Origin of the sequence: Microbulbifer jejuensis (assembly GCF_047289955.1) — a bacterium.
Lineage (GTDB): Bacteria > Pseudomonadota > Gammaproteobacteria > Pseudomonadales > Cellvibrionaceae > Microbulbifer.
On record NZ_JBLBUB010000030.1, the window covers coordinates 1 to 24,582 of the forward strand.

The 24,582-nt window shown below is 50.0% G+C and carries 25 protein-coding genes; 18 read left to right on the plus strand and 7 right to left on the minus strand.

Annotated features, from left to right (window positions below):
• Positions 1-913: 913 nt before the first annotated feature.
• The 4 genes from ACL7TT_RS17015 (at position 914) to ACL7TT_RS17030 (ending at position 4,469) form a co-directional block, all read left to right on the plus strand.
• Complete coding sequence (locus ACL7TT_RS17015) at positions 914-1,303, plus strand: VOC family protein (protein ID WP_413397185.1); 390 nt, start codon at positions 914-916, stop codon at positions 1,301-1,303.
• Positions 1,304-1,327: 24 nt separating this feature from the next.
• Positions 1,328-1,720, plus strand: a complete 393-nt coding sequence (locus tag ACL7TT_RS17020) for a hypothetical protein (RefSeq protein WP_413397187.1) — start codon at positions 1,328-1,330, stop codon at positions 1,718-1,720.
• Positions 1,721-2,134: 414 nt separating this feature from the next.
• A complete protein-coding gene (locus tag ACL7TT_RS17025) occupies positions 2,135-2,896 on the plus strand; it encodes a type 1 glutamine amidotransferase domain-containing protein (RefSeq protein WP_413397189.1) in 762 nt (253 codons plus the stop codon).
• Between the two features lie 127 nt (positions 2,897-3,023).
• Positions 3,024-4,469, plus strand: a complete 1,446-nt coding sequence (locus ACL7TT_RS17030; protein WP_413397191.1) for a pyridoxal phosphate-dependent decarboxylase family protein — start codon at positions 3,024-3,026, stop codon at positions 4,467-4,469.
• A 547-nt stretch (positions 4,470-5,016) separates the two neighbouring features.
• Here ACL7TT_RS17030 and ACL7TT_RS17035 read toward each other — a convergent pair.
• Together ACL7TT_RS17035 and ACL7TT_RS17040 are read right to left on the minus strand one after the other, a co-directional pair.
• Entirely contained in the window at positions 5,017-6,096 is a 1,080-nt protein-coding gene (locus ACL7TT_RS17035; protein WP_413397193.1) for a phage integrase, read from the minus strand.
• A 28-nt stretch (positions 6,097-6,124) separates the two neighbouring features.
• Positions 6,125-6,442 (minus strand): helix-turn-helix domain-containing protein, encoded by a 318-nt coding sequence (locus ACL7TT_RS17040; RefSeq protein ID WP_413397194.1) that lies wholly within the window; start codon positions 6,440-6,442, stop codon positions 6,125-6,127.
• Between the two features lie 273 nt (positions 6,443-6,715).
• Here ACL7TT_RS17040 and ACL7TT_RS17045 point away from each other — a divergent pair, with 273 nt between their 5' ends.
• The 5 genes from ACL7TT_RS17045 to ACL7TT_RS17065 all read left to right on the plus strand — a co-directional run bounded on the left by ACL7TT_RS17045 (position 6,716) and on the right by ACL7TT_RS17065 (position 12,237).
• The gene (locus ACL7TT_RS17045; RefSeq protein ID WP_413397196.1) at positions 6,716-7,123 is read left to right on the plus strand and encodes a hypothetical protein; all 408 of its coding nucleotides are present in this window, start codon (positions 6,716-6,718) and stop codon (positions 7,121-7,123) included.
• Positions 7,124-7,145: 22 nt separating this feature from the next.
• Positions 7,146-9,818: a hypothetical protein gene (locus ACL7TT_RS17050; RefSeq protein ID WP_413397198.1), complete on the plus strand. Its 2,673-nt coding sequence runs from the start codon at positions 7,146-7,148 to the stop codon at positions 9,816-9,818.
• Between the two features lie 439 nt (positions 9,819-10,257).
• Positions 10,258-10,470 (plus strand): hypothetical protein, encoded by a 213-nt coding sequence (locus ACL7TT_RS17055; RefSeq protein WP_301414105.1) that lies wholly within the window; start codon positions 10,258-10,260, stop codon positions 10,468-10,470.
• Positions 10,470-11,585: a hypothetical protein gene (locus ACL7TT_RS17060; RefSeq protein WP_413397200.1), complete on the plus strand. Its 1,116-nt coding sequence runs from the start codon at positions 10,470-10,472 to the stop codon at positions 11,583-11,585. The genes ACL7TT_RS17055 and ACL7TT_RS17060 overlap by 1 nt, the downstream gene beginning before the upstream one ends.
• A gap of 319 nt (positions 11,586-11,904) precedes the next feature.
• Positions 11,905-12,237 (plus strand): hypothetical protein, encoded by a 333-nt coding sequence (locus tag ACL7TT_RS17065; RefSeq protein WP_413397202.1) that lies wholly within the window; start codon positions 11,905-11,907, stop codon positions 12,235-12,237.
• A gap of 118 nt (positions 12,238-12,355) precedes the next feature.
• Here ACL7TT_RS17065 and ACL7TT_RS17070 read toward each other — a convergent pair whose 3' ends face one another.
• On the minus strand, positions 12,356-12,697 hold the full coding sequence (locus ACL7TT_RS17070; RefSeq protein WP_413397204.1) for a hypothetical protein: 342 nt from the start codon (positions 12,695-12,697) through the stop codon (positions 12,356-12,358).
• A gap of 131 nt (positions 12,698-12,828) precedes the next feature.
• Here ACL7TT_RS17070 and ACL7TT_RS17075 point away from each other — a divergent pair, with 131 nt between their 5' ends.
• The 5 genes from ACL7TT_RS17075 to ACL7TT_RS17095 all read left to right on the plus strand — a co-directional run bounded on the left by ACL7TT_RS17075 (position 12,829) and on the right by ACL7TT_RS17095 (position 17,840).
• Positions 12,829-13,233, plus strand: a complete 405-nt coding sequence (locus ACL7TT_RS17075; protein WP_413397206.1) for a hypothetical protein — start codon at positions 12,829-12,831, stop codon at positions 13,231-13,233.
• A gap of 172 nt (positions 13,234-13,405) precedes the next feature.
• Positions 13,406-13,738 carry a hypothetical protein gene (locus ACL7TT_RS17080; protein WP_413397208.1) on the plus strand — a complete coding sequence of 111 codons (333 nt, stop codon included), beginning with the start codon at positions 13,406-13,408 and terminating at the stop codon, positions 13,736-13,738.
• Positions 13,739-13,907: 169 nt separating this feature from the next.
• On the plus strand, positions 13,908-14,366 hold the full coding sequence (locus tag ACL7TT_RS17085) for a hypothetical protein (RefSeq protein WP_413397210.1): 459 nt from the start codon (positions 13,908-13,910) through the stop codon (positions 14,364-14,366).
• Positions 14,367-14,718: 352 nt separating this feature from the next.
• Positions 14,719-16,332, plus strand: coding sequence for an antiviral reverse transcriptase Drt4 (gene drt4, locus ACL7TT_RS17090; RefSeq protein ID WP_413397212.1), 1,614 nt, complete (start codon positions 14,719-14,721; stop codon positions 16,330-16,332).
• Positions 16,333-16,574: 242 nt separating this feature from the next.
• Positions 16,575-17,840 carry a hypothetical protein gene (locus tag ACL7TT_RS17095; RefSeq protein WP_413397213.1) on the plus strand — a complete coding sequence of 422 codons (1,266 nt, stop codon included), beginning with the start codon at positions 16,575-16,577 and terminating at the stop codon, positions 17,838-17,840.
• Positions 17,841-18,045: 205 nt separating this feature from the next.
• Here ACL7TT_RS17095 and ACL7TT_RS17100 read toward each other — a convergent pair whose 3' ends face one another.
• Positions 18,046-18,183 carry a hypothetical protein gene (locus tag ACL7TT_RS17100; RefSeq protein ID WP_413397215.1) on the minus strand — a complete coding sequence of 46 codons (138 nt, stop codon included), beginning with the start codon at positions 18,181-18,183 and terminating at the stop codon, positions 18,046-18,048.
• A gap of 379 nt (positions 18,184-18,562) precedes the next feature.
• On the opposite strand from ACL7TT_RS17100, the gene ACL7TT_RS17105 reads away from it, so the two are divergent.
• Positions 18,563-18,823, plus strand: a complete 261-nt coding sequence (locus ACL7TT_RS17105) for a hypothetical protein (RefSeq protein WP_413397217.1) — start codon at positions 18,563-18,565, stop codon at positions 18,821-18,823.
• Between the two features lie 99 nt (positions 18,824-18,922).
• Positions 18,923-19,183, plus strand: a complete 261-nt coding sequence (locus ACL7TT_RS17110; RefSeq protein WP_413397219.1) for a hypothetical protein — start codon at positions 18,923-18,925, stop codon at positions 19,181-19,183.
• 28 nt (positions 19,184-19,211) lie between these two features.
• Here the strand turns inward: ACL7TT_RS17110 and ACL7TT_RS17115 are convergent, their stop codons facing one another.
• The 3 genes from ACL7TT_RS17115 to ACL7TT_RS17125 form a co-directional block, all read right to left on the minus strand.
• The gene (locus ACL7TT_RS17115; RefSeq protein ID WP_413397221.1) at positions 19,212-19,466 is read right to left on the minus strand and encodes an Ogr/Delta-like zinc finger protein; all 255 of its coding nucleotides are present in this window, start codon (positions 19,464-19,466) and stop codon (positions 19,212-19,214) included.
• Positions 19,467-19,529: 63 nt separating this feature from the next.
• Positions 19,530-20,576 carry a phage portal protein gene (locus ACL7TT_RS17120; protein WP_413397222.1) on the minus strand — a complete coding sequence of 349 codons (1,047 nt, stop codon included), beginning with the start codon at positions 20,574-20,576 and terminating at the stop codon, positions 19,530-19,532.
• A gap of 13 nt (positions 20,577-20,589) precedes the next feature.
• Positions 20,590-22,350 carry a terminase large subunit domain-containing protein gene (locus tag ACL7TT_RS17125; protein ID WP_413397224.1) on the minus strand — a complete coding sequence of 587 codons (1,761 nt, stop codon included), beginning with the start codon at positions 22,348-22,350 and terminating at the stop codon, positions 20,590-20,592.
• 156 nt (positions 22,351-22,506) lie between these two features.
• Between ACL7TT_RS17125 and ACL7TT_RS17130 the strand changes: the two genes are divergently transcribed.
• Together ACL7TT_RS17130 and ACL7TT_RS17135 are read left to right on the plus strand one after the other, a co-directional pair.
• Positions 22,507-23,427 carry a GPO family capsid scaffolding protein gene (locus tag ACL7TT_RS17130; protein ID WP_413397226.1) on the plus strand — a complete coding sequence of 307 codons (921 nt, stop codon included), beginning with the start codon at positions 22,507-22,509 and terminating at the stop codon, positions 23,425-23,427.
• Between the two features lie 58 nt (positions 23,428-23,485).
• A complete protein-coding gene (locus tag ACL7TT_RS17135; protein WP_413397228.1) occupies positions 23,486-24,532 on the plus strand; it encodes a phage major capsid protein, P2 family in 1,047 nt (348 codons plus the stop codon).
• The last annotated feature ends 50 nt before the right edge of the window (positions 24,533-24,582 follow it).

The window sequence follows — 24,582 nt, forward strand, 5'->3', positions numbered from 1 at the left end:
TCGACTGGTTTAACCATCGCCGCATTCTCGAGCCGATTGGCGATATGCCTCCAGCCGAATACGAAAAGCTGTATTATCAGCAAGCCGAGTCTGCCCAAGCGGCATGACTCAAATCAAATCGTCTCCGAGAAGCCCAGGGTGATTCAATGCAGGCCTGGGAGTCTATCCCTGGAGATCCTGGCCGAGGATATTCCGCGTAAGGGCAAGCAGATGAAATTGGATGCAATTCAAAAGCGGATCAATGCGTTGGCGGAAAGGACATCACAGAGCAATGTCCACCTTTTAGATGGAGTTGAGTAGTTTAGTTGTAATGGTCGGTATCCGATCTGACAGACAGTGTCAGGTGATCTCTAACAGGTTGTTGAAAAAGGCATCCTGCCTGTTTCAAAACACGAAAAGCGAAAAATGTGATTTTCACTTTTCTCCCAAAATCAATGACTTAGGCTTCGCCGATTTTGCCGAAACATCCATATTTCGGTGCCAGGCGTCGCAATTCTTCGAATTTCAACAGCCTGCTAAGCGGTCAGTCAATAACGCGTGAACCGCAGCATTAAAAATGCAGTAAAAATATTGCACTTTACATGCAGTAAAAATCCTGCATAATACTCCCTATGCACGAAGGCGAACTTGATCTTGTATTCAAGGCTTTGGCACACGCGGAACGTCGACGTATTTTGTTCTCGTTGTACGAAAAGCCCAATCAATCTCTGTTCGAGATATGTGCGGAGTCGTTTGGGCAGGACGGTAAAACACTGTCACGTCAAACGATCTCTCAACATTTGGATGCCCTTGAGCGAGCTGGGTTGCTAGAAGCGACTTGGCAAGGTCGAACCAAGATGCACTCAATAAACGAGGAGCCACTGCAAAGAGCAATAGAGGTTTTATTAAGCAAGTTCACTTAAGGAGTTGAGCAATGAAAATATACGTAACGAGTGTGTTTGTTGACGATCAGGCAAAGGCGCATGAGTTTTACACCCAAAAATTAGGCTTCGTTGTAAAGAACGACGTTCCTGTGGGAGAAAATCGTTGGTTGACTGTCGTTTCTCCTGAACAACCAGAAGGAACAGAGCTTCTACTCGAACCAAGTGATCACCCAGCTGTCCCAATCTACAAATCAGCAATTGTTGCAGATGGTATTCCTGCTGCTTCCTTCCAAGTAGACGACATCGACGCTGAACATGAACGACTAAGCGGAAATGGAGTTGAATTCACAATGCCACCTACCGATGCGGGTCCAGTACGAGTAGCTATATTTGATGACACATGTGGGAACCTCATCCAGCTAATGCAAATGAAAGGTTAGTGACAGGTGGTTGTTAGGAGAATTTTGGCGGTAGTCGTAGGCGCTGTTGTTGCCATTGGCTTATTCATGGCCATTGAAGGAATTAGCACAATCCTACATCCGTGGCCTGAAGGTTTTATGGGCACACTAGTAGAGATTGCGACACATGTTAAAAATTATCCCGCTTGGGTGTTGGCACTTCTGGGTGTTGGATATGGATTGACAACGTTGGTATGCACATTCCTAACAACTTGCATCGGATCAATCGAAAGAAATCTCTGGTTCGGCTACGGTGTTGGAGCTTTAATATTTGCAATGGTTGTGATCAATTTAGCTATGCTTCCATACCCAATCTGGTACTGGGTATTTATGCTCACAATGCTTCCCATAGCCTCCCTCGGAGGTCCAAAGCTTGATGACCGTCTAGCGGGTTATTGACCGAAATCCACCCGAAAGCAGAAAATGCGACCGACTGCTATTGGCCGATCGGAGCCGTTAGCAACATCGTTTAAGGGTCGCTTTTAGCGTCCGCTTTAGAACATAGTTTCAATGACCTCCGACACTGTTTGTCAGATCACATCTGACCTATCACAGTTTAGTCAAAGCATGAAATTTCACGACAACCTTCTTTCAGTCTTCATTGATTGATCCTTCGGCAGTCGTATTTTAGAACTTTTTCATAAAACCTTTGCCTTTTACTTGATATGGTCGCTCAAGTAGCTATCGTACTCAATATAATCCATGCCCTAGTTCCGATCAAATATTAGAGTTGGTGTTCTGTGTATCAAAATGGTTGCGAGGGGAAGGTGTTTAGTTGCAAAGCTCAATAGTTGAAATAAAAGAGGTTTTAATATGCACATATTGCTTACTATTATTTCTTCAATTTTCTTGATTTTTTTTCAACTCTCATCAGTGAATACTTTTGCTAAAGATCAAGGAAAGATTTTAATGGTCGTTACAAACACTTCCCAAATACAAGGTACAAACAAGCCTACAGGCTATTTTTTACTTGAACTATCGCACCCTTATTATACGTTTACCAAAGCTGGATTCGAGGTTGATTTTGCAAGCCCACTTGGCGGGTATGCACCTGTTGACCCGCGCAGCATTGACCTGTCAGACGCTGATAATAAGGCTTTTTATAATGATCATGGTTTAATGAATCAGATTGGTGATACAATTTCTATCTCTGATATTAATCCAAAATATTACAAGGCTATTTTTTTTGTAGGCGGTCATGGCCCTATGTGGGACTTCCCAAACTCAGAGAGCCTTCAAAAAGTCACACGTCAAATCTATGAAAACGGCGATATCGTTGCTGCGTTGTGTCATGGGCCTGCTGCTCTCATTAATGTAAAGCTATCGAATGGTTCCTATTTAATTGAAGGAAAATCTGTCACGTCTTTCACAAATGAGGAAGAAGATACTACTGGAGTGAAAGATAAGATGCCATTTTTACTTGAAACTAGCTTAATTGAACGTGGGGCTAAGTTCAAAAAAGCGCCGGTAAGAAAGGTTAATGTCGTTATCGATGGCCGACTTGTCACAGGTCAAAATCCAGCCTCTTCTTATAAAACAGCTGAAGCTGTTGTCAAATTGATTCAAGAGAAATAATAAGGATAGAAGCAACTGTAGCCTGTACTTGTCTCCCCCAACTACGCTGCTTTCTTTCAAACCCTCAAACACCAGCATTGGTTGTAACTCTCTACTCGCACAGAACCCCTTAAGGCCGTGGTGATTTATGACTACTTCCAAAATAAACCCCGATAATGAGCTCTACTACCCTGCTGACACTCTTGGGCTGGAAGCAGAAGAGATGCGTCGATTGGGCCATAAAGTGGTGGATCTGGTCGTCGACCGCTTGATGCGTAAGAATGTTGAAGATGCCGTGCTTACGGGTTCGCCTGCCGACTTGATGGCGCTTCTTGGCGCCCCCTTGCCGAACAAGCCGATGGATCCGGACGCATCACTGGCATTGCTTGCTGAAGTCGCCTTACGGCATCAGCAAAGAGGCGACCACCCACGTTATTTCGCCAGAGTGCCCGGCCCTAGTTCGTTTGCCGCCGTTCTCGGTGAATGGCTGGGGACCGGGTTCAACGCAATCGCTGCGTCCTGGGCTGGCGGCTCGGGCCCGGCGACGCTTGAACTCATCGTTATCGAGTGGTTGTGGCAGTTAATGGGGTTTCCCGAAGGAAGCGAAGGTATCCTGGTCAGTGGCGGGTCTCATGCCAGCCTGACGGCGTTTTCCGTGGCTCGCTCGGTTTACGGCAAGGGCGTCGTTTATCTGACCGACCAGACGCATTCGTCATTGGTCCGCAACCTTAGAGAAATGGGCTGGCCAAAGCAGCATATCCGAATACTGGAGAGTGACGAGAACTACAAAATGTCGATGGAGTGCCTGACGCGAGCCATTGGGGAAGACAGGGTTGCAGGCAGGTGTCCTTCGATGATAATCGGAACTGCGGGAACCACCAACGCGGGAACTGTCGACCCACTGCACGAAATCGCGGACATCTGTCAACAGGAAGATCTGTGGTTTCATGTCGATGGCGCGTACGGGGGGCCGGCTGCGATTACCCAACAGGGACGTCAGTATTTATCCGGGATCGAACGAGCCGATTCGCTGGTCCTGGATCCGCATAAATGGCTGTTTCAGCCTTATGACGTTGGCTGTGTCCTGGTTCGTCGTCCCGGCGCACTTGAGCATTGTTTCAGCATGAATCCGGAGTATCTAAAGAATGTTGAAGCCGGCGCCGGCGAGGTGGATTTTCGAAACCGCAGTTTGGAGCTCACACGTCGATCACGAGCGGTAAAACTCTGGATGAGTTTGCGTACATATGGTATTGAGCGATTTCGAAAAGCGATCAATCACGGCATCAAACTGGCAGAATTTGCCGAAGCCTACTTACGTTCCAGGCCTGAAACATGGGAGGTGATCACGCCTGCTCAAATTGGCGTTGTCTGCTTCTCCCTTAAAAATGGGACTCCCCGGCAGCATGCCGCCAGGGCAAAGGCCTTGTCGGACAGCGGTTACGCGTGCGTATCCTCGACCAAGCTCAAAGACCGCAGTGTGCTTCGACTCTGCACTATTAACCCGCTGACAACAGAGGAAGATGTCATGGGTACCATCGATTACCTGGAAACCGATATTGGGTGTTCGACAATATTGGGCAGAAATTGCTCATGAAATCATTCCGTTTCAGTCGTGTTGGCTCAGCAGGTGACCGTCACAGTAGCCCCTCATCCATCAAGAGAAAAGCAGGTTGCGCTAAGGGAAGGCCCTGGCCTCTGACCTGGATGTTGAACATATCGTCCTGCTTTCATGGACCCACGAGCACGGGGGTGCAGACTGGACTGTAGAGTTGAAGCGGCAGTTTGCAGAAGACCCTGAAATCTATGGCTTGTTGATGATGGTTGAAACCAGAGTAAAGGGGGCAGGGGGCCTGATGAGTGGATGCTACCCTATGAGCCAGTGCAGGCCATCTATGTTCAACGATTTATGGCGATAGTGGAGAAGTATGGGTTGACTCTAGCTGAGGAGGAATCAGTTCAGTTCCTGGCGATGTTGAAGAGCTAAGGTGAACTGCACCAGATTTGCACCACAAAACTACTAACTGATTGATTTTAAACATTTATATGGTGCCCGAGGCCGGACTCGAACCGGCATGGCCATGACAGCCGAGGGATTTTAAATCCTCTGAAAAGCACCTGGTTAATTTATAACTTCAGCATAATCAAAGAGTTACGACAGCACCTGGGCTCTTTACTGGGTCTTTTTTCATAGCAGCGTTGACACTTTGTTGACACCGTATGGTTTGAAGGGGGTTCTTCTCCAGGGCTTGTGATAGGTGGCGTGGGGCCAGTTTTGCGTAGCGCATAGTCATCGCCAGCGTCTTATGCCCAAGAATATCCTTAAGCTTTAGAATATTCCCGTCATTGATCATAAAGTGGCTGGCAAAGGTATGCCGTAGAACGTGGGTGAGCTGCCCCTCGGGGAGACATATATTTGCACGGCCTACGGCATGCTTGAATGCATCATAGCCGCTGATCCGGAATAGGCGGCCTGTGTGGGGGCGCCCCTGGCGCACCTCGGCCTCTAGCTCAGGTGCTATAGGAATCGCTCGGGCTTTCGAGTTCTTTGTTCTGATGTAATGCACCTGTCCATTGCGTAGGCGTTGCGCCTCAAGGCTTTGGGCTTCCCCCCAGCGGGCGCCGGTGGCGAGACACAGTTTGGTGATTACCAAAACATCAAGGTTTCTCGATGCAGCCAGCGCATCCAATAACCTTACGATTTCCTCTAACTCCAGATAGATGAGATCGGGCTCATCCAGTTTGATCTTTGGGATACCCCTCAATGGATTATCGCGCTTCCAGCTACGCAGCTTTATAAGAGTCCCGAACATCGCGGATAAATAGGCGTGTTCATGGTTCACGGTATTGGGGCTGACCGGTTTGCCACGTTGAGAATTTTGCTCAAGCCGCTTTTTTCTATAGCGAAGCCAGCTCTCACCAGTAATACTGGTGGCGCGAGGGTTTCCGAGCCGCTCACAGATGCTGATCAGTTTTGTCTTGCGGTTCTCTCCATCTTTTAGCGTAAACCCATAGAGATCGAACCAATCCACTACCAGATCCAACAGTCTCCGGTATTCGCGCTCAGGTGCGCGCCACTCCCCGGTATTTGCCAGAGCCTTCTGCTCAACTTTGAATTGTTCAGCCGCTCTCTTTGTTTGGAAGGTGCGCCTAACCCGCCTTCCACCTCTACCTTCGGGCTGTATATCTACCTGCCAGCCTCTGGTAACTTTTCTAATCGCCATTCCCACTCCCTTGACCTGGCATAGCGAATCACTTCAGGTTCTCTTCAAGATGAAACCCGCGTGGAATTTGCCCGGCCTCGATTTTTGCGGCGACTAAGGCGCATAACTTTTCATCGCTTGCCTTTAGGTCAGCAAGAACGATATCCCCCTCGTAGGCAAGGTACGGAATTAATTCAGGAAATCGTTGGCCCACTTTTTCAAATTCCTCTTCTGCGACCTTGGCTCTTTTCTGCTCAATATTTGAGATCCTTATCATGTCCAGGCTCAGCAAATTGGCAAACTCTTCCCTGGTTAGCCCCATCAATTCCCGAATTGCTTTTAATCGTTCCCCAGCCCTTAGTCGCATCTTTCATCACCCTTTGAACATTTCTTAACTTGCTGTATTGCACCGGCTCACCCTTTTTGGTCGATGCACGAATGTCGCTGTTTATACACGTCTGAAAGTAACTGTTACAACACAACAATCTAATAATTACATGTAAACGATACAAAAAGGTATTACGTGCTATTACACAAATAAATAATACATATTAACTTGTAAAAAGTATTGACATACAGATTAATATGTAAATAGTATTTGCTGGCTTGTACAAATTGACATTCACACGGAGCAAAGAAAATGATGCCATTAAATACGCGCAAGAACCGAAACCACATTGTTAAAGCCCCCCCAGTACTGCTGGCCAGCCCGGTAATGACCCGTGATAAATTCTCCGCTGCATCCGGCCTACGGGAAGCCCAGATACGCGGCCAGTTGGAGCGCGGCAATCTACCGATGTTTCATGTCGGCCGCCTGGCTCTGGTGAATGTAGCTCTCCTTACCTGGCGTGAACTGCATTTGGTTCCCAGCCCAATTATGACGAAAGACGCTTTTGCCAGGGCGTCGGGATTACGCGAGCAGCAAGTGCAGGCACAGCTGGACAGGGGCAACCTGCCGCACAGATATATTGGCCGCCTTGTTTTGGTCGATGTGGCTGAGCTGGTCCGACAGTGCCAGGCCCAACAGAACGGAACTTCCTGTTACTAATCCATCCGGTATCGGAGTTCCCATGGACTACACCCAGATCAACCGGGATGTGGTGGCGGCACTGGAGGGGGACGGGGCGCTTAGCCTCGTCCTCAAGGCCATGTCCAATACCTACCGGGAAGGAACCTGCCCCAAGTGTGAACGCAAGACGGTCTGGATCAACGCCGAAAAGCCGATTGTGTTGCGCTGTGATCGCGAGGACAAATGCGGGTACCAGGAGCGGGTCCGCGACCGCTACCCGGATCTCTTTGAAAATTTCTCCAAGCGTTTCCCCTCCAGTGATGAAGATCCCAAGGCCACTGCCAGGGCCTACCTGTCCATCCAGCGCGGCTTTCCCTCGGCGGATATTGAAGACTGGTTTGACCAGGGTTTTTACAAGTTGCCGGACGGTACCTGGGCCGAAACCGTGCGCTTCTATCTGTACGGGGGCAAGGAGTACTACTGGGAACGCATTATTGATAAAGCCCATGTGGAGAAAGCGGGCAAAAAAGCACACTTTAAAAAAGGTGGTAGCAATAGGGGAAAACACTGGGCGCCACCGGGGCAGGAAATCAAGCCCGAAGACAAGGTCTTTATTGTCGAAGGCATTTTCCACTGCATCGCCATGACTCTGGCTGGCTATAAGGCTGTGGCGGCTTTCAGCTGTTCCAATCTGCCGCGGGCGCTGATCGAAAACAATAAAGGCCAGAGGGTTACCTGGTGTCTGGCCTATGACGACGAGCCCGGTGCGCGCAAACATGTTGCCAAATACTACAGAGCACTCAAAGACCGGAATGAAACAGTAGAAATTCTGCAGACCGGCAGCCGCAAAGACTGGGATGACCTGTATCGGGAAAAGCGGCTCAACGATACAACCCTTGAGGAATGCCAGTGGCGGGGGCGGGTATTTATTGCACAATCTCCCAAGCGCAAAGCCTATGCGCTGTACGGCTGGAAGCCCTTTGGCAAAACCGTGATTGCCCACGGTGACAGACTCTATGCCGCCAGGTTCTCGTTGGAGGAGTTTAACAAGGCCAATGATAACGAGCCTTTCAATTGGGAATTTTCCTGGGATGCCTTCAACCAGGCCACCAAAGTCGAGCAGATTTCCAACTGTGTACCGGAATTTCAATACACCGAGATCGACCGCCTGACCGGCGAGCGGCGCTACTTTTTCCAGATACAAAAAGCCGGCAGCAAACGCAATTACCTGGGGGCCTTCTCCCCCAATGCCTTGTCCGACCCCCGCGCCTTTGGCCTCGCGCTGTTATCCCATACCGATGGCGGCAGCTTCGAGGGTGGGGCAGGGGATTTAAAAATTCTCAAGGCGCGCTGGCTGGATGGGGAGGTGGCCCGTGTGACCACTTTACCGCACATGGGGTATGACGAGGATGCCCGCACCTATATCTTTCCCGGCTTTGGCTATCGCCAGGGAAAATTTTTGCCCGCCAATGCGCACGGTTTTTTACAACTGGGCGACACTGCCATCAAAACCACCCTGGAAGATATGCCGGTGTGCTACAGCGACCAATTCAGCAGTAGTTGGTGGTCAGATTTCGTCACGGTATTTCATTTCAACGGAATTGCCGCGCTGGCTTACTTTACCGCCAGCCTGTTTGCCCGCCAGATCAAGGAACAACACCAGGCGTTTCACTTTCTCGAACTCACCGGGGAAGCGGACGCGGGTAAATCCACGTTAATCCGCTTTCTCTGGAAACTGTTGGGGCGCGACAACTACGAAGGGGTGGATCTGCTCAGCACCTCCATTTCCAGCTATGGGCGGCAGCTGGGCAAGGTCAGCAACCTGCCGGTGGTGGTGATTGAAAGCGACCGTGAATCCAACGGCGGCACCGGCGGTCGCCCAGGCAAATCCTTCGACTGGGACATCTTTAAAAAGGTGTACGACCTGGACGGGATGATCGACTCCCGCGGTGTTAAGACCAATGACAACAAAACCCACGACCGCCTGTTTCGCGGCACCCTGGTGATCAGCCAGAACGCCACAGTGCAGGCTTCCGCTGCGATGCTCTCGCGCATTGTGCATCTGCACTGCACCACCGCCCACAAGCGTCGGGAAAACCGCCCCCTGGCTGACCGCCTCAAGCGGGAACCGGTAAAACACCTGGCCGGCTACCTGCACCGCGCGCTGACCTGCGAGGGTGAATGGCTGGCCCGGTTTTTTGCCGCCTTTGACCGCCACCGGGAAACCCTCAGTGCCGACGGCGGCATTACCCAGGGCCGCGTGATCGACTGCCATGCGCAACTGATGGCTGCAGTGGACGCCCTGCAGGTCTTGCTGCCGGCCTGCAGTGGCGATCTGCTCCGTGCTGTACAAGCGCAATTACAGGAACGCGCCCGCGACCGCCAGCGCCGCCTCAATAATGATCACCCCATCGTGGAGCAGTTCTGGGACACCTACCACTTTATCAATGACCAGGTACTGCACATCGATGATCAGGACGGTGAGCGGGATCTCCCTATTGAGCGTCTGAACCACAGCATCGACCCCGCCTTAATCGCCATCAACCTCAATGAGTACCTGGAGCACTGCCGCAAACGGGGCCAGGAACTGGTGCCGGTGGCCGAACTCAAGCAGCTGCTGCCCACCAGTCAGCGCTACCCGTTTGAAAATTGCAAAAAGGTCAGATCAAGGCGGGACCAGGGTTCATTCCCCAGGTGCTGGGTATTTCGGAAGAGCGGCGGGACTGGCCAATGAATCTTCGATTTGTGTTTTTTTTGCCCGAAGTAGGTGGGTTGTTTTAGGGGGCGGGTACCCCTGAAAAACCGGGCACAAGTGGAAGAGATTTAAAAAATAGTAATAAAAACTCACTAAATCAATAAGTTACATAGAGATATCGATGGGCACAAACATGGGCACAGAGTGGGCACAGGTGGGCACAGCGAGAAGGGCACAAGTGCCCAAAATTTTCAAAAAGTGGGCACAGACTGATTTGCCCGCAAAGCTAGTAACTACGGGGGCTGCAGCGATTTCCCAAAAACCTTGTGCCCATCTGTGCCCAAACAGTGGGCACAAAGAAACATGCCTGCAGGCCGCATGGTTCCTAGATATAGAAAAGAAAAAGACGCCTTGTGCCCATTGTGCCCGGTTTTTGAGAGGGATACGCCCCCCAAGTTTGTTTACGGAGAAAACAGCCATGAGCACCCAGCTTTATGCGGTGATCCGCGAAGACTCCAGATACTTCTACCAGAACCCGCCCCGGCGGGCGCTGCCGTTTCCGGTGACAATCCTCGACACCACGGACAGTTATCGTGTCAGCGGGAATGGTGAACAGTACCGCCTTGATGACCTTTGCCTGTTTGTAAAAGCCGGCAACCGTTACCGGCCCCTGAACGGGGAGGCGGTGTGATGACGTTCTGGCGCTATGTGATTGGCCTGGCGGCGCTGATTTTCTGCGGTACCTCGCTGGTGTTTTCCGTGGGTCTGTGGATCTCTATTCCCGCTGCGGAGGCTGGAAAGCTGGTGGCGGGATTAACCGCTTGTGCGCTGGAGCTGTGCAAGTTCGCCTTCGCACCTTTTGGATTGTGGCTGCGGACCCAGGGCCGCGCGCTGGGCTATGTGCTGCTGTTGCTCTGGCCGTTGCTGGTGGTGATCAGTATTGCGGCCACGGTGGGGTTTCTGGCCGGCCATACAGCCCAGCAACAACAGTTGAACGCTCGCGGCAGTGTGGAATACCAAACCTTTAAACAGAAGCTGGCCAGTATTGAACAGCAAATCACAAGTCTAAACGGTGTCATCAAAACCGACGCAAAAAACGGTTACCGGCAGCGAGCGTTGAAAACGGTTGAACGGTTGGCTGCACTGGAGCAGCAGCGCAACCAGGTGCTGGCCCAGCTCAACACCCTGCGTGTACCGGCCACAGACAGCGCTCAGGCTGCCTTTGCCAATCTTGCAGCGCTGATCCATATCAACCCCACAGCGCTGCAGCAGGGCGGCCTGCTGGCATTGGCCATAGTGACGGATGTGGTTGGCCTGGTTGCGCTGCTTGCGTTTAACGGTTCAGGAACGTTTAGCGCCCGAATTGAACGTTTAGCTCCCAGCGTTGAACGTTCAACCCCACCCCCTAAACGTTCAGGCCAGAGCGTTGAACGTTTAGCCTCAACTTCTAAACGTTTAGCCGAGGACGTTGAACGTTCAGACCCCATTTCTAAACGTTCAGGCCAGACCGTTAAACGTTCAACACCAAGTTCTAAACGTTTAGCGCCCACCGTTGAGCCGCAACAAACGGTTGTAAATAACGCCAAACACACTTGCGGGCTGAACCCGCAGCAAACGGAACTGGCTGCCCGTATCCGCCGTGGTGAGTTTGGCCGGCGCCCGGTATTGCGCCAGATCAACCGGGCTGTGCGCGGCGGCAATCTGGTGGTGAAACCCGTGTTCGATTTTCTTATGGCCAGTGGTGATTTAATCCGCAAGGGGCGCGGCTTTGCCCTGGTGGTGCAGCAAAGGGAGGGGAAATCATGATTGCAGCGACACTTCGGCGCAGGGAAAAGGCGCTAAAATCCACAGAATACCGTAAAGGTTGACAAGTGAAACAGCAGTGGCAAATACTGTGGGCACTCTCAAAACCAACGGCGGTTTCCGCCCCAGCCTCGTTAGTGCTGGTTTTTTTGTGCCTGCAGTATCGTCCTGTGCAGTACGGTCGGGTTTTGGCCGGGTGGACAACGGGGAATAGAATACCCGAAAGGGAAATATCCGTGGCGGCTCCGTTGGGCCGAGAGTGACACCCGGCCACCAGTTCTCAGTTGGTGGTCGCGCTACCTTAAAACCAACGGAGGCAATCATGCCAAAACGTCAACTCCAATCCGCCCAGGCGGATCATGAGCTCCGGCTTTCCCCCACCCAGTACGCCCACTTTACCGAGGGCGATGGCCTGTTTATCCAAGGCCCGAAAGGGAATACCGTGGGCTTTGTCCATGAAACCAACTTCGATAACTCCCTGGAAACCCTGGCCCTGCGGGACCGTATGGAGGACGCCTGCGCGCGGCTGTATTTTCTTGCCGCTGCGGTGAGTCCCGGCAATGGCACCCTGGAGCTGAACCCCAAGGCACAACTGGGGCTCAACCAGATCATCTGCCAGATCCGCGAGCTGTTGACGACGGCTAAGCGCCATTAACGATAACCAGTGAGGGCGGCGGTGGCCGCCCTTTGCAGAAGATATTTTCTTTTATCTTGCCCTGCGAATAGAATGAATGTTATTTTTGATAATTCTGCGGATGGGCTTAGTGTAGGGTTTAATCCTTGATCCAGCCATACAGCCAGCTCTCCACAGAACCGTATTGATCACAAGAACCAGTTCCTACAGCATGTACCTTTTTACCGCTGGCGAGTGCTGAAAGACCAATACTCATTATTCCCTGCCCCCCGGGGCTATTGAGGTCGAAAGAAAGTATAGCTTTGTGACTATCACTGCTACAGCTGGCAGGGCTGCCAGCTAAATCTTCAGAGAAAGAAATATAACCAAATCCATCCTTATCCGCTCTTACCTGAGTAACATTAACGCTCTGCACAACACCAGCAGCGAATACCTCGGCAGAAGCAAAAACCAAGGTTAAAAATAATACGAAATGCTTCACAAGACATCCTCACAGTTTATGTATCAATCACTTCAATTATTATACTATCCGATTTATCTAGAGTAAAAGGATGTCTAGGATAAAATTACTCTTTAGATAAAAAAGTTAGCAGTAGAGGTATTGCAAGGTATATGGAAAAATCAGATTACAAAAAAGAAAGAGAGACACTGGAGAACCTTAAGAAGAGAGAGGGTTTACTGGGTATGCTGATTGCCACTGGCATCGGCATTGCTCCAACCGTTACATTCTTTTTTGTTGCACCGGAAATCTTCACTTCAGTTTTTGCCTGGATTATGCCTGGGGTTATACTGGGTGCATTTGTTCGTCTGGCAATCAGTGCGCATAGCCTAAAATTGCGGTTGATTCCTGCTCTATTGGTCTTCCTACTCGGGCCGTTGCTCTTTTTGGCTACTTTTAATCCCTTTACTTTGTTGATTGGTGTAACGAATCTTTTTTTAGTTTTGTTAATAACCAGGCCGAAGCTATCAAAAGAAGAAGAGCGCGCGCTTTGGCTTGAGAGGCAAGGAAAGTTGTAGCGACAGCACCAGTCCATAGAACCGTGGTATCGTTCTGTGCAGTCGGGTGGACAACGGGGAATACAAGACCCGAAAGGGAAACATCCGTGGCGGCTCCTTTAGGCCGAGAGTGACACCCGGCCACCAGTTCTCTGTTGCTGGTCGTGCTACCTCAAAATCAAAGGAGGCTCTCATGCCAAAACGTCAACCCCAATCCGCCCCGGCGGATCATGAGCTGCGGCTTTCCCCCACCCAGTACGCCCACTTTACCGAGGGCGATGGCCTGTTTATCCAAGGCCCGAAAGGGAAAACTGTCGGCTTTATCCACGAAACCAACTTCGACAACTCCCTGGAAACCCTGGCCCTGCGGGACCGTATGGAGGACGCCTGTGCGCGGCTGTGTTTTCTTGCCGCTGCGGTGAGTCCCGGCAATGGCACCCTGGAGCCGAATCCCAAGGCACAACTGGGGCTCAACCAGATCATTTGCCAGATCCGCAAGCTGTTGACGACGGCAAAGCGCCATTAACGATAACTAGTGAGGGCGGCGGTGGCCGCCCTTTGTATTTCTTTTGGCATACGTGGTTGTCTAGTTTAATTTTAGAAAATTTGGATAGGTGACACAGAATTGCTTCCGTGATAGTAATCAGGATAATAGGCGTCACGATGACCACGATATAAATGTAAGACCTCATAGTATGAAATTTACCATCATCGTCTTAATATTATCGATTGCTTCATTTAGTGCAGCAGCGAATTCTCCGCACAAAGACGTAATCGATTGTAGAACTTATCCAGATGTATATAAGTCGGACTTCTACCTAGAAGACAAAGAGCTTTCATATCGTGAGAGAATCGAAGTGGTTGTGGTAGAGCTATTGCGCCTTGACGTGAGCAGAAAAGTAGCTGCACTTAGCATTGTCCTTCCTGATGACCACCACCCTTCTGAAGGGCCTCGGTATAAAGCCCAACTTAGCTCGTACTCTGACGACAGCTTTTTTAGGCAGGCAAATTGTATCTCTAGCTTATTCAAGCAGGGGGATGTGATCCGTCTATATAAACAGGATCAGAGCAAAGGTAGTTATTTTAATGGTTATGGCCTCTTTCGTTCTGGTAAGCTCATTGCTGTAACTATGATAGAAGGCATCCAGATTTAATGTCTAAATATCTATCAGAAGCAATCACTCGGGGCGGTTTTAAGATTCTTTTCACTGGAAACCCTGGCCCTGCGGGACCGTATGGAGGACGCCTGCGCACGGCTGTATTTTCTTGCCGCTGCAATGAATCCCGGCAATGACACTCTGGAGCTGAATCTCAAGGCGCAACTGGGTCTCAACCAGATACTCTGTCGACACCTGATATATCTTATAGGCTACAGCATGGGGCCAACCAAAAAATCTGGCAAGCCAGTCAAGGATAATCCTGTGCGGCTGAACTTCCGATCAGCAGATTAGCTACTTTGCTCTGACCCATTATTGATACAGTATATTTTCAATGAAGTGAGGGAACATGTTAAAAAAGAAAAAAATTTCTGATTCACTGTTGAAGTGGAACTACTTTCCAATACAAAAGAAAAATCGTGAAGAAATCCCTCCAGTATTCAATTCATCTTCGTTCAATGAAGGGGTCGCGACCTTGCTATGTAATACCAAATCACGATTAGGTGGATACGACCAAGTGGAATATCGTGCGACTAGGTTTAATAATGTGCCCAGAAGTCTATCTATACCGCACCCTCAGCCATACGCTAAATTATGCTTAGAAATTCAGTCAAATTGGAACGTGATATCAACTATCGAAGGTAATCAGTCGAGTATTATTAGGCCGCATCCGCATAAGGATGGTCGCATAATTATCATGGATTACGAAAGTTCTCAAAGGTCTTCTCATAGGCACTTGAATAAGTCTCTAGGTATGAGGTTTTTGGTGCATACCGACATATCAAATTTCTTCAATTCTATATACACACATGCGATTCCATGGGCGCTGGTTGGTTTTGATCAGGCAAAAAAAAACAAACAAGCGCACGGAGAATGGTACAATAAGCTTGATAAATATCAACGTCAATGTAAAAGAGATGAGACTATGGGTGTACCCATAGGGCCAGCCACTTCTAATGTATTCGCCGAATTGATTCTACAAAGAATTGATGAGAAGTTAAGAAATATGAATTTCTCATTTATTCGATACATTGACGATTACACTGCTTACTGTTCATCTAATGAGCAGGCAGAAGATTTTATTTTAAAATTGTCACAAGAATTAAAGCGCTACAAACTTACTTTAAATTTGAAAAAGACTCATATCTTGCAACTTCCTGAGGCAATAAGTGTTGACTGGGTTGCAGATCTAAGTACAAGGTGTCCAAAATCAAAAAAAATAAACTGTCATGATGTAATTCGCTATCTTGACTATGCACTCTCAATTCAAAGAAAGACTCCAGATGGGAGTGTCCTAAAGTTCGCAGTGAAAACAATATCGTCAAAGGTTGATACTGCAGCGAAGTTATCCCTAGCTAAGTATGCACTCAGTCTAGCATTTCACTACCCAGTAATTATTCCTTTGCTAGATAAATTGATTATAGGTTTACATCGTACGGATGGATTTAATCTTGAAGGTAAATTACTCAAGCTTCTAACCGAGAGCATCAGAGCTTCAAGGTCAGATGGTATATCTTGGTCACTCTATCTTCTAAAAAAACACTGCACTGCGAGAGTATCAGATAGTATCGCGAATCAAATAGTTGCTACTGCAGATTGTTTCTCAATCACCATGCTGTATTTGTTGGGTGGACATGAAGAAAAAGTCATCACATTTGCCAGCCAGATAACTAGGCAAGATTTATTCGCAATAGACGCACAATGGTTGCTTCTTTACCAGCTCTTCTTTGATGGAAAAATATCCAACCCTTATTCCAACTCAGCTTTATATTCGGACCTAAGGGGAGGGAGGGAGAATGAAGTCGATGCTATGAGAAGAGAGATTCAGTGTTTTGAAATATTAAAGCGAAAAAATGTATCATTCATTAATACCTCATATTTGAGACAAGCAAGTAAAATGTCATTCAAAGCATTACTTTTAAAACTAGCTTTTACTCGTATTCGTAAAAATATTGGTATATGAATATAAAGTATGCACTGGATCAGGATCTAAATTCGCTCGCCCGCTGTTGACGACGTTCAGAATTTAGAAAAATTACATTACTTCTGTGATTCTTTAGGGCTGATCTCATGTTAGAGAAAAATATGGCCACATATGAAATATGACTGAGTTTCACTGATAAATGCTTGTTTTCACGAGGGAGTACACTAGAGAAATTGAAATGGTATTTTTGCACCCTCGTTAAATGTCAAATGGAGTTCAATATGAGCATTGAAGATAAGTTTCAAAATATTTTTAAAAATAGAGACACTAAACTCAAGTTTAAAGGATGTCCTGTTCAGCGGGAAGTTGAAGTCAACTGCTCATTTGAGTATGAAGGTTACGCTATAAAAATTACGGTTGAATCAAACGGTGATTTTATTTTCGGAAGAAGAGAGGTTGAGTTAGCACTATTTGACAGCGATAATGCTTCACATCTGAAACTTAATTGTGAGGTAAGAAGATTTGAACCATTAAAATTGACCTGCCATATCGGAGAAATTAAATATACCAATATAGCTGAAAAGATAACTTCCTTTTTGTATGAGCTGGCTGGCGCAAAAGGTAGTCCATTTATTCTTAATAACATGAATTGGTCTAGAGAAATTGAAGTAGAAGCTGAGAGGTTAAATATTCAGTTTAGCTTTATTGGGTGTAAGGTTAAAGCTACTCTTTCAAATGGTGTCCACAAGGAATCTGAAGCTTTTAAATTAATTAGTAAGTTAGTGGATGATGAAATTTTTATAATTTCGTGTGCTTATTCATTTTGTAGAAGCTCTCTGACAGAGTGGATAATGAAAACAGTTTTGTGTAATGAAAAGATAGTTGATGCACATTATATTGATTCACCGGCGCCGCATAGATTCCCAAACAAAGTAAATCCATTCCGGAATAATGGAATTCTCTGGAATTCTTTTTTGGAAGCTGTCCTTGAAAAAAAATTGTCAAAAGAAGAGTTCGTAGAGCGTGGAATATTTCAAGCCATTTCAAATTTATGCTGGGCTAAACAGCTTAATGAATGGACTCTAATTCAACATGTGGCTGCCCTAGAGGGTTTATGCAAAAATGAAATTGAGACTATTTTTACAGATTCTCAGTATAGAAGCTTAAGAAATTCTATACTCTCTTTTCTAGGCTCCTTTAACAATGATTTCGAGAAGGAGAAGATAACTTTATTTAAAAAGAATATTGAAAATAATAAACGTATTTTAAACGGATACAATGTTAAGTGGCATATAAGAAATAAGTTTGCCGAGTTAAATATAAGTGGATTTTACAGCCGTCACTATAAAGAAATAAACGACGCAATAAATATGAGAAATAAAATTGTGCATGAAGGCTGGTCCATGAAGTGGGAAAAAGACATACTGCAGCATATACAAATTCTTAGAAACAGTATTTACTTGATTCTAGCTGCATTTTTTAAATATCAAGAAAATCTATATTTCTTTGGTGAGGATTTACCAACACAACTTATTGAACACGCTTAATCAGGCAAAGACGAGTTTCTGGTTCTCCCTCCCACACCGACGTACATGCGGGTGACATATGTGCGGCTGTTTTATCTCACTAACCAAAAATTGACGCAAAAACACACCAACCCATCGAACTCCCAGCACACCTTGACCTCAAATCCTCAAGCATCACCAGCAGAACATAACAGCAGGTGATTATTTTTTGGCCGCCCTTTGCGAACTACCCGCTATTCGGACCGCGCTTCTGGCTCCAACTGCGCCACAAGCGCCAGGTGCGCCAATACCCAACGCCGCTGGAGGATACCCGGTTGGGCATCCCCTTGTGCATAACGGGCAGGTAACACTTATAAACAATCATCGCGCTCACTTGCGGGCGTGATGGCCCACAGGGAGACCTGCAGGGCGCTACACCAGTCTACTAATAACGCGGCCGGGATTACCCGGTGGCCGAGTTTTATTTTCGAGAGCACATCGTTTCGGATTTCTAAGAGGTGGGCCAATGCCTTGCCGGTGAGAACGTGTGCATACCACCTTGGCCCGAGTACATGTGAATTATGGCAAAAACGGTAAAAGAAAAGGCGAATTGTGATCATTAGGGAATCCAGCGAATATTTCGACCCTTGTTAGGGTGTATCCCCATCTCGGGTATTTACGTTGTGCATTATTTATTGCTAAATAGTTCTGTTAGTTACGCATCATGGAAATGACAGTTTCAGTAAGACAGGCAGGGTTGAGCTATGGCAATAGAAAAGGAAGTCGCCGCTAAGGAATCACTCTCCAACGTAATAGATGCCCGCGTAGAGGCACGGGCGCCCCTGGAGTTCACAATGCGCGAGGGTTTATCGGAAACCGATAAACTGCTGGCGCTGGTGCAGTATACCTTTGTGGGGGACCCCAATACGTTAAACCCGGATGCGCGGGCGGGCTGTTATGTGTTGATGGACCTGATTCGCGCCCGTGTTCAGGAAGTGGGGCAGGTAACCACTGAGTTCCAATAAAAAAGACGAGGGCATTTGGACGCCCAGGGAAAATTATGGACTGGCCGGAGTCAACAATAATAGCCAGTCTGCTTACTTTGTCTTAGGAGTGTTTAATCGATGGATAGCTTTTCACACACAAAGCAAAGGTTGCTGGATAAGCATCAGGCCGCGCTGATTGTGGACCTGAAAAAAGATAACCTGGTACGGGTGATCCTTACTCTCCTGGTAGGCATAGCCGCGGTGCTCTGTGGCCTTTTGCTGTCTCCAGCCCTGAGTGCCGATTTAATACTGGTAGGTTTGGGAATGCTGCTGGTCGGTTTATCCATTGAGAAATTAGTGAGCAGGAATCTCCGGCGTTTGATCAGAGACAAGGGGTAATGCCGGCGCACTGGGTAATGCAATCGCATTAGCCGGTTTGATGCACCTGTTTGAACAGTTCCTGCTGCTCCAGGGGTGGTAGGGAGCGCAGAAAATCCACCGTTGCCAGTCGCGCCTGGTAGCGGGAGGGGGAAATGGAGTGGCTGAAGGTGAGCTTTGCCACGAAATAGTGCCCGCACTGGGGGTTGGTGCAGGTGCAGTAGAGATCGATCACTTTCGGGTCAATCTCGTTTCTGCTGTTAATGATGGCCTTGTGCCCGCAAGCCTCACATTTCACGCGCATTGGTCGTCCTCCCAAGGCCCATAAAGAAAGTTTACCACGGGATTACCTTTTGAGAGGTAAATATTATGTGCTTGATGGGAATTCCGGTTTTGAAAACTGAATCCTGCGCCCCTGGGGCAGGTGGGCATTCAAGGCCAGAAACACGTCCTGCATCGGCACCACCTCGTTTTCGTAGTAGACGCGGCTGATCTTTTCGATATCGCCGAAGCCGCCCACGTTTTCCGGCATCACACCCGCCAGTACGGGCTGGATGCGCCACATACTGATCACATCGTTGCGGCTTAAATTCTTGACCCGCTCGAATTCGTCTTTGGTGGCAATCTCCCCCACCGGGATAATCTGCACCGACTTTTCCCTGCCGTCCGGAATATTCACAAACAGGGAGCGGAAGTTGCCCGCCCCCTTGCTCTGGCGCACCTGCTCCTTGATCAGCTTTTCGTCTTCTTCACTCAGGTTTTTATCGGCGGTATAAAAGACATAGCCCATATGGGCGCCATTGCGGTAATACTTGCGCCGGAACAGGGTACTGTCTTCGTTCAGTAACACCGCCTGCACACCGCCCAGATACTGGGGCCTGCCATAGATCTGTTGCTTGGGGTCGTACTCCTTGAGCTGGATTACCTCGCCGGGGGCGAACAGCACAGGATTCTCGCCGTTGGGCTGCAGCAGGCAGTAGCGGTCCGCTTCCTTGCGGCGGCGCATATTCAGGGCGGGCAGGTGTTGCAGGCGCAGTACCTGGCCAAAGGGGTTGAGAATTTTCTTGAAGTAGCAGTGCCCGAACACCGCGTGATCAAAGCCGGCATTGGCCAGGTCTTCGGGCGGGAGTACCTCGTTGGCAATATACCATTTGCGCAGCATATTGCGTTTAAAGTAGGGGATGGTGCCGTGGTAGGCACTGGCGCCGAGCAGTTTTATCAACCCGCTCAAAGACACCGGCGGTATATAGTAATCGCCATAGGGTTCCAGAAAGGTGCCCAGGTAATCGGTCAGATTATTGTCCAGCACCGGCTCGGGATCGCCAAAGTTGAAGACCCTGGAGCTGTTACCACTGTGTGCTGCTGGCTGTGCCGTCTTCGTCTTGCGGTGGTATCTGCGTTTGCGTTTTTTCATGGCGGGGGTCCGGTTAAGTGGCGAAGGCCCAGGTGGACTTGCGCCGGTTGCGGTTCAGGGGTTCGTTGCTGAGCGCGTGCATCACCGCCCAGGCCACATCGGCATGGCCGGTGGTGCTGGTGCGGTTTGCGGCATAGGTGATCTGGTCCTTGCCGGTGGTGGTCTGGTGGATCTGTAAAAACGCCTGGGGAATATCCGTGTGCTCGGCGTCCCACTGGATACGCTGGCTTTCCACCACGTCCTGGGTCTTGAGCACCAGGGCGGTTTTGGTTTCCAGGCCGTAGTGAATGGGGGTGGCGCGGCGAAAGAAATTCTGTACCATCTCGAACACACCGTGACCGGGGCCGGTGCAGTCGATACCGATAAACTGCACATTGTATTTTTCTGTCAGTTCCCGTATCCGGTTGGCCTGGTACTGCCAGGCGCGGTTGCGCAGGACAATTTTTTCCAATACCCGGAATTTGTCTCCCTCTTTGAGCGGCGGTGCCACCACCACAATGGCGGCGCCGTCGCCACTGCGGGAGGGGTCGTAACCAATCCAGACCGGGTGGTTGCCGTAGGGGCGTTCCTGTCGAATTTTAAAATCTGCCCAGACCTCATGGGTGTCCACTGCCGCGGCGAGCAGATCGTTGAGATTGAAAACCGATAGTCCCGCTTCCAGAAACCGACACAGATATTTATTGTTAAAGGCGGCTTCGCTGCTGGCCTCATCCCGCAACTCGTCGATATCGAACAGGTTGCAGCCCTGTTCCTCGGCATCCGTTACGGTGATGATATTACGCCATACCTTGTCCGGTCCCAGTTGCCCATACTTGAGCGCGGCATGGCTGAGGTCGAAGGCGATTTTTCCCTTGCGCTTTTTGGCGTAGCGCTCGCCGCTCCAAAATGGGTAGGCGCCATGGGTTTTCATGGACGGCACCGAGAAATAGGTCCGCCGCCACTTTTTATGGGACGCCATACCCGAAACCGCATCATCCAGTCGCTGGAAATCCGGTATCCAGAACACCTCGTCAATATACAGGTGGCCGTGATAGCCCTGGGCGGTACGGCCATTGGTGGAGACAAAGCGCAGCTCGGCACCATTGGACAGGGCGATAAAGTCCGCGCCCTTTAATTCAATCCCGAAGTATTGGTGGGCGAAGCGGAGAATATAGGCTTTGAAAATCTCCGCCTGGCTGCGGCTGGCGGACAGGAATACCTGGTTGTCGCCACTGACAATCGCGTCCTCGAACGCCTCCCAGGCAAAATAATAGGTGGCGCCGATCTGGCGGCTTTTGAGGATAAAGCGGGTGCGCTGGTTTTTGTTGGCGTGCCAGCGGTGCTGGTATTCAAAGAAGAGTTCCTTGCGGATTTCCTCCAATTGCTCCGGTGTGATCTCGCTGATATCGTTTTTGAGTTTGCGTTTTTTGTGCTTGCCACCACTTTCACCACGACTGCCTGCGGCCTGTTCCCTGGCGCTGCGCGCTTTTTTCAGGTCGATGCCAGCCAGTTTGTCGAGCAGATTGCCGAGCTTTTCAATCTCTTTGTAATCCTCAGCGGATTTGTTGGGCTTTTCCGCCAGCGCAATCAGGCGCCGCGCCGTGGCCTGCTCCACGGTTTCATGCTGCAGCAGGGCTTCCCACTGACCCTTCTCGGCCCACTGGTACACCACCCGCACATTGTTCAGGTTCAGCTGCTCGGCAATGTCTTTTGCGGACAGCCGGCGCAGCCAGAGCAACTTGGCGGCGGTCTTGATTTCTTGCGGGTAACTGGTCATGGGCGGCAGTGTACGCAATCCGCCGCCGTTGCCGAGGGGGCAAAATTTCTATCAATTGCTATTTTCGCGATTTAGGAATTTATAGAAATTAAAGGGTTTGTCTCCCCAGTTTTCGGCTCTTAGTCTCGCGCTTATTGAGTGAATGCATGCAGAAAAAATTACCGGGAAATTCCTATGGCACGAAAGCTCACAACCAACTGGGTCAAGGTGGCCACCAGCGGTCCCACCGTGGATGGCCGCGAGATCCCGGCCCAGGATATTGTGGATATGGCCGAGGGCTATGACCCCTCGGAATACACCGCGAATATCTGGTATGAGCATATCCGTATTTTCGGCAACCTGGGCAAGGTGGTGGCACTGAAGGCGAGGGCGGACGACAAGGGCCGGCAGTGCCTGTTTGCCCGATTGGCGCCCACGGATGAATTGCTGTACCTCAACAACAATGGCCAAAAACTGTTTACCAGTATTGAAATACAGCCGGAATTTGCCGGTACCGGCAAAGCCTATCTGGCCGGCCTGGCCGTGACCGATTCCCCCGCCAGCCTGGGGACCACCGAACTGCAATTCAAGCGCGCACTGAAGCCGGACAATTATTTTGCCAGGCCCCTCGCGCTGGATGCGTTGGAATTGGAAGACAGCCAGGGGCTCTTCAGCCGCCTGTTGCAGTCGTTTGGCAGGGATGCCCCCTCAGAACCCGAACCGCAAGAGACAAAATCCATGGATGAGCAACAATTCAACACCCTGAAAACCGCGCTGGAAAGTTTGCAACAACAATTTTCCCAACTGGAAAACCGTTTTGCCAGTCAGCCCGAAGCCAGTGGCGGTGATAACCGTCAAGACAGCGACAATGCTGCAGATGACAGTGCCCCGGTGAGTAAAAAAGAATTCCAGTCCCTGCTTGCGCGGGTGGAAGCCCTGGCGGAAAAGTTTGGCAAGGGCGGTGATCCCGCAGCGACAAGCCAGACCGAGCTCGCAACCCTGTCGCAACAGATTCAGGCTCTGGGCGAACAATTCAACAAGGCCCTCAACACCGAAACCCCCGGCACCAGAGTGCCCCAGGGAACGGTCGACGGCGGTCATCCGCGGGTGCTGTAAGCGGTCCTCCGTCTTTTTTTATTCGGACACACTTTTTTATTGTACGGAAACACAAGCCATGCAACCGAAAACCAAACAACTGTTCAATGCCATGCTGATCGCCATGGCCGCCACCTACGGTGTGGAGTCGGTGGCGGATTCCTTCAGTGTGGTGCCCACCATCGCCCAGGAGCTGCAGGACAAGATCGTCGAGAGTGACGGCTTCCTGCAGGCAATCAATGTGGTGCCGGTGGATGAGATCAAGGGCCAGAAGGTGATCGGCTGTGCTGCCGGCCTGGTGCCCAAGCGCACCGATACCGACAACAACGACCGCCAGACCAGCGATGTGTTGTCCCTGGGCAACAAGGACTACGAACTTTTTTCCACCGAGTTCGACACCCATATCAAGTGGAGCACCATCGACGCCTGGGCCAAGTTTCCCGATTTTCAGGAGCGCTACGGCAAATGGGTGCGCAAGGCCATTGCCCTGGCGCGCATCCGTGTGGGCTGGGTGGGCACCAGTGCCGCGGCGGTGACCAATCCCGCCGACAATGCCAACGGCGAGGATGTGAACAAGGGCTGGCTGCAGCTCCTGCGCGAGTACAACGGCGGTGCCCAGTGGTTTGACGGTTCCAGCGGCACCGCCACAGCGGGCCAAATCCGTATCGGTCACGGCGGGGATTTCGAGAATCTGGACGCTGCCGTACACGCGGTAAAACAGATGATCCATCCCCTGCACCGCGGCGCCCAGGACCTGGTGGCGATTGTGGGCGAGGAGCTGGTGGCGGAGGAAAAAGCGGCCCTGTACAAGGCCCTGGGACAAACCCCCACGGAAAAGGAGCGCATCGAAACCGCCGTGGTCACCCGGGTCTACGCCGGCCTGCCGCTGAAAACCGATATCCCCTTTTTCCCGGCGCGGGGAATTTTAATTACCAGCCTCGACAATCTCTCCATTTATTATCAGAGCGATAGCTGGCGCCGCTCGGTTGCCGACAACCACAAGCGCAACCGCGTGGAGGATTTCAACTCGGTCAACGAAGGCTATGTGATCGAGGACGAGGAAAAGGCCGCGGGGGTGGAATTCGCCAATGTGCGACTGCCCGACGGGGCCGGGGATTGGGCGTAAGCCACCCAGGTTTCCCCGGTGCCGTTTTTTTGCAGGCGCCGGCGATTTTT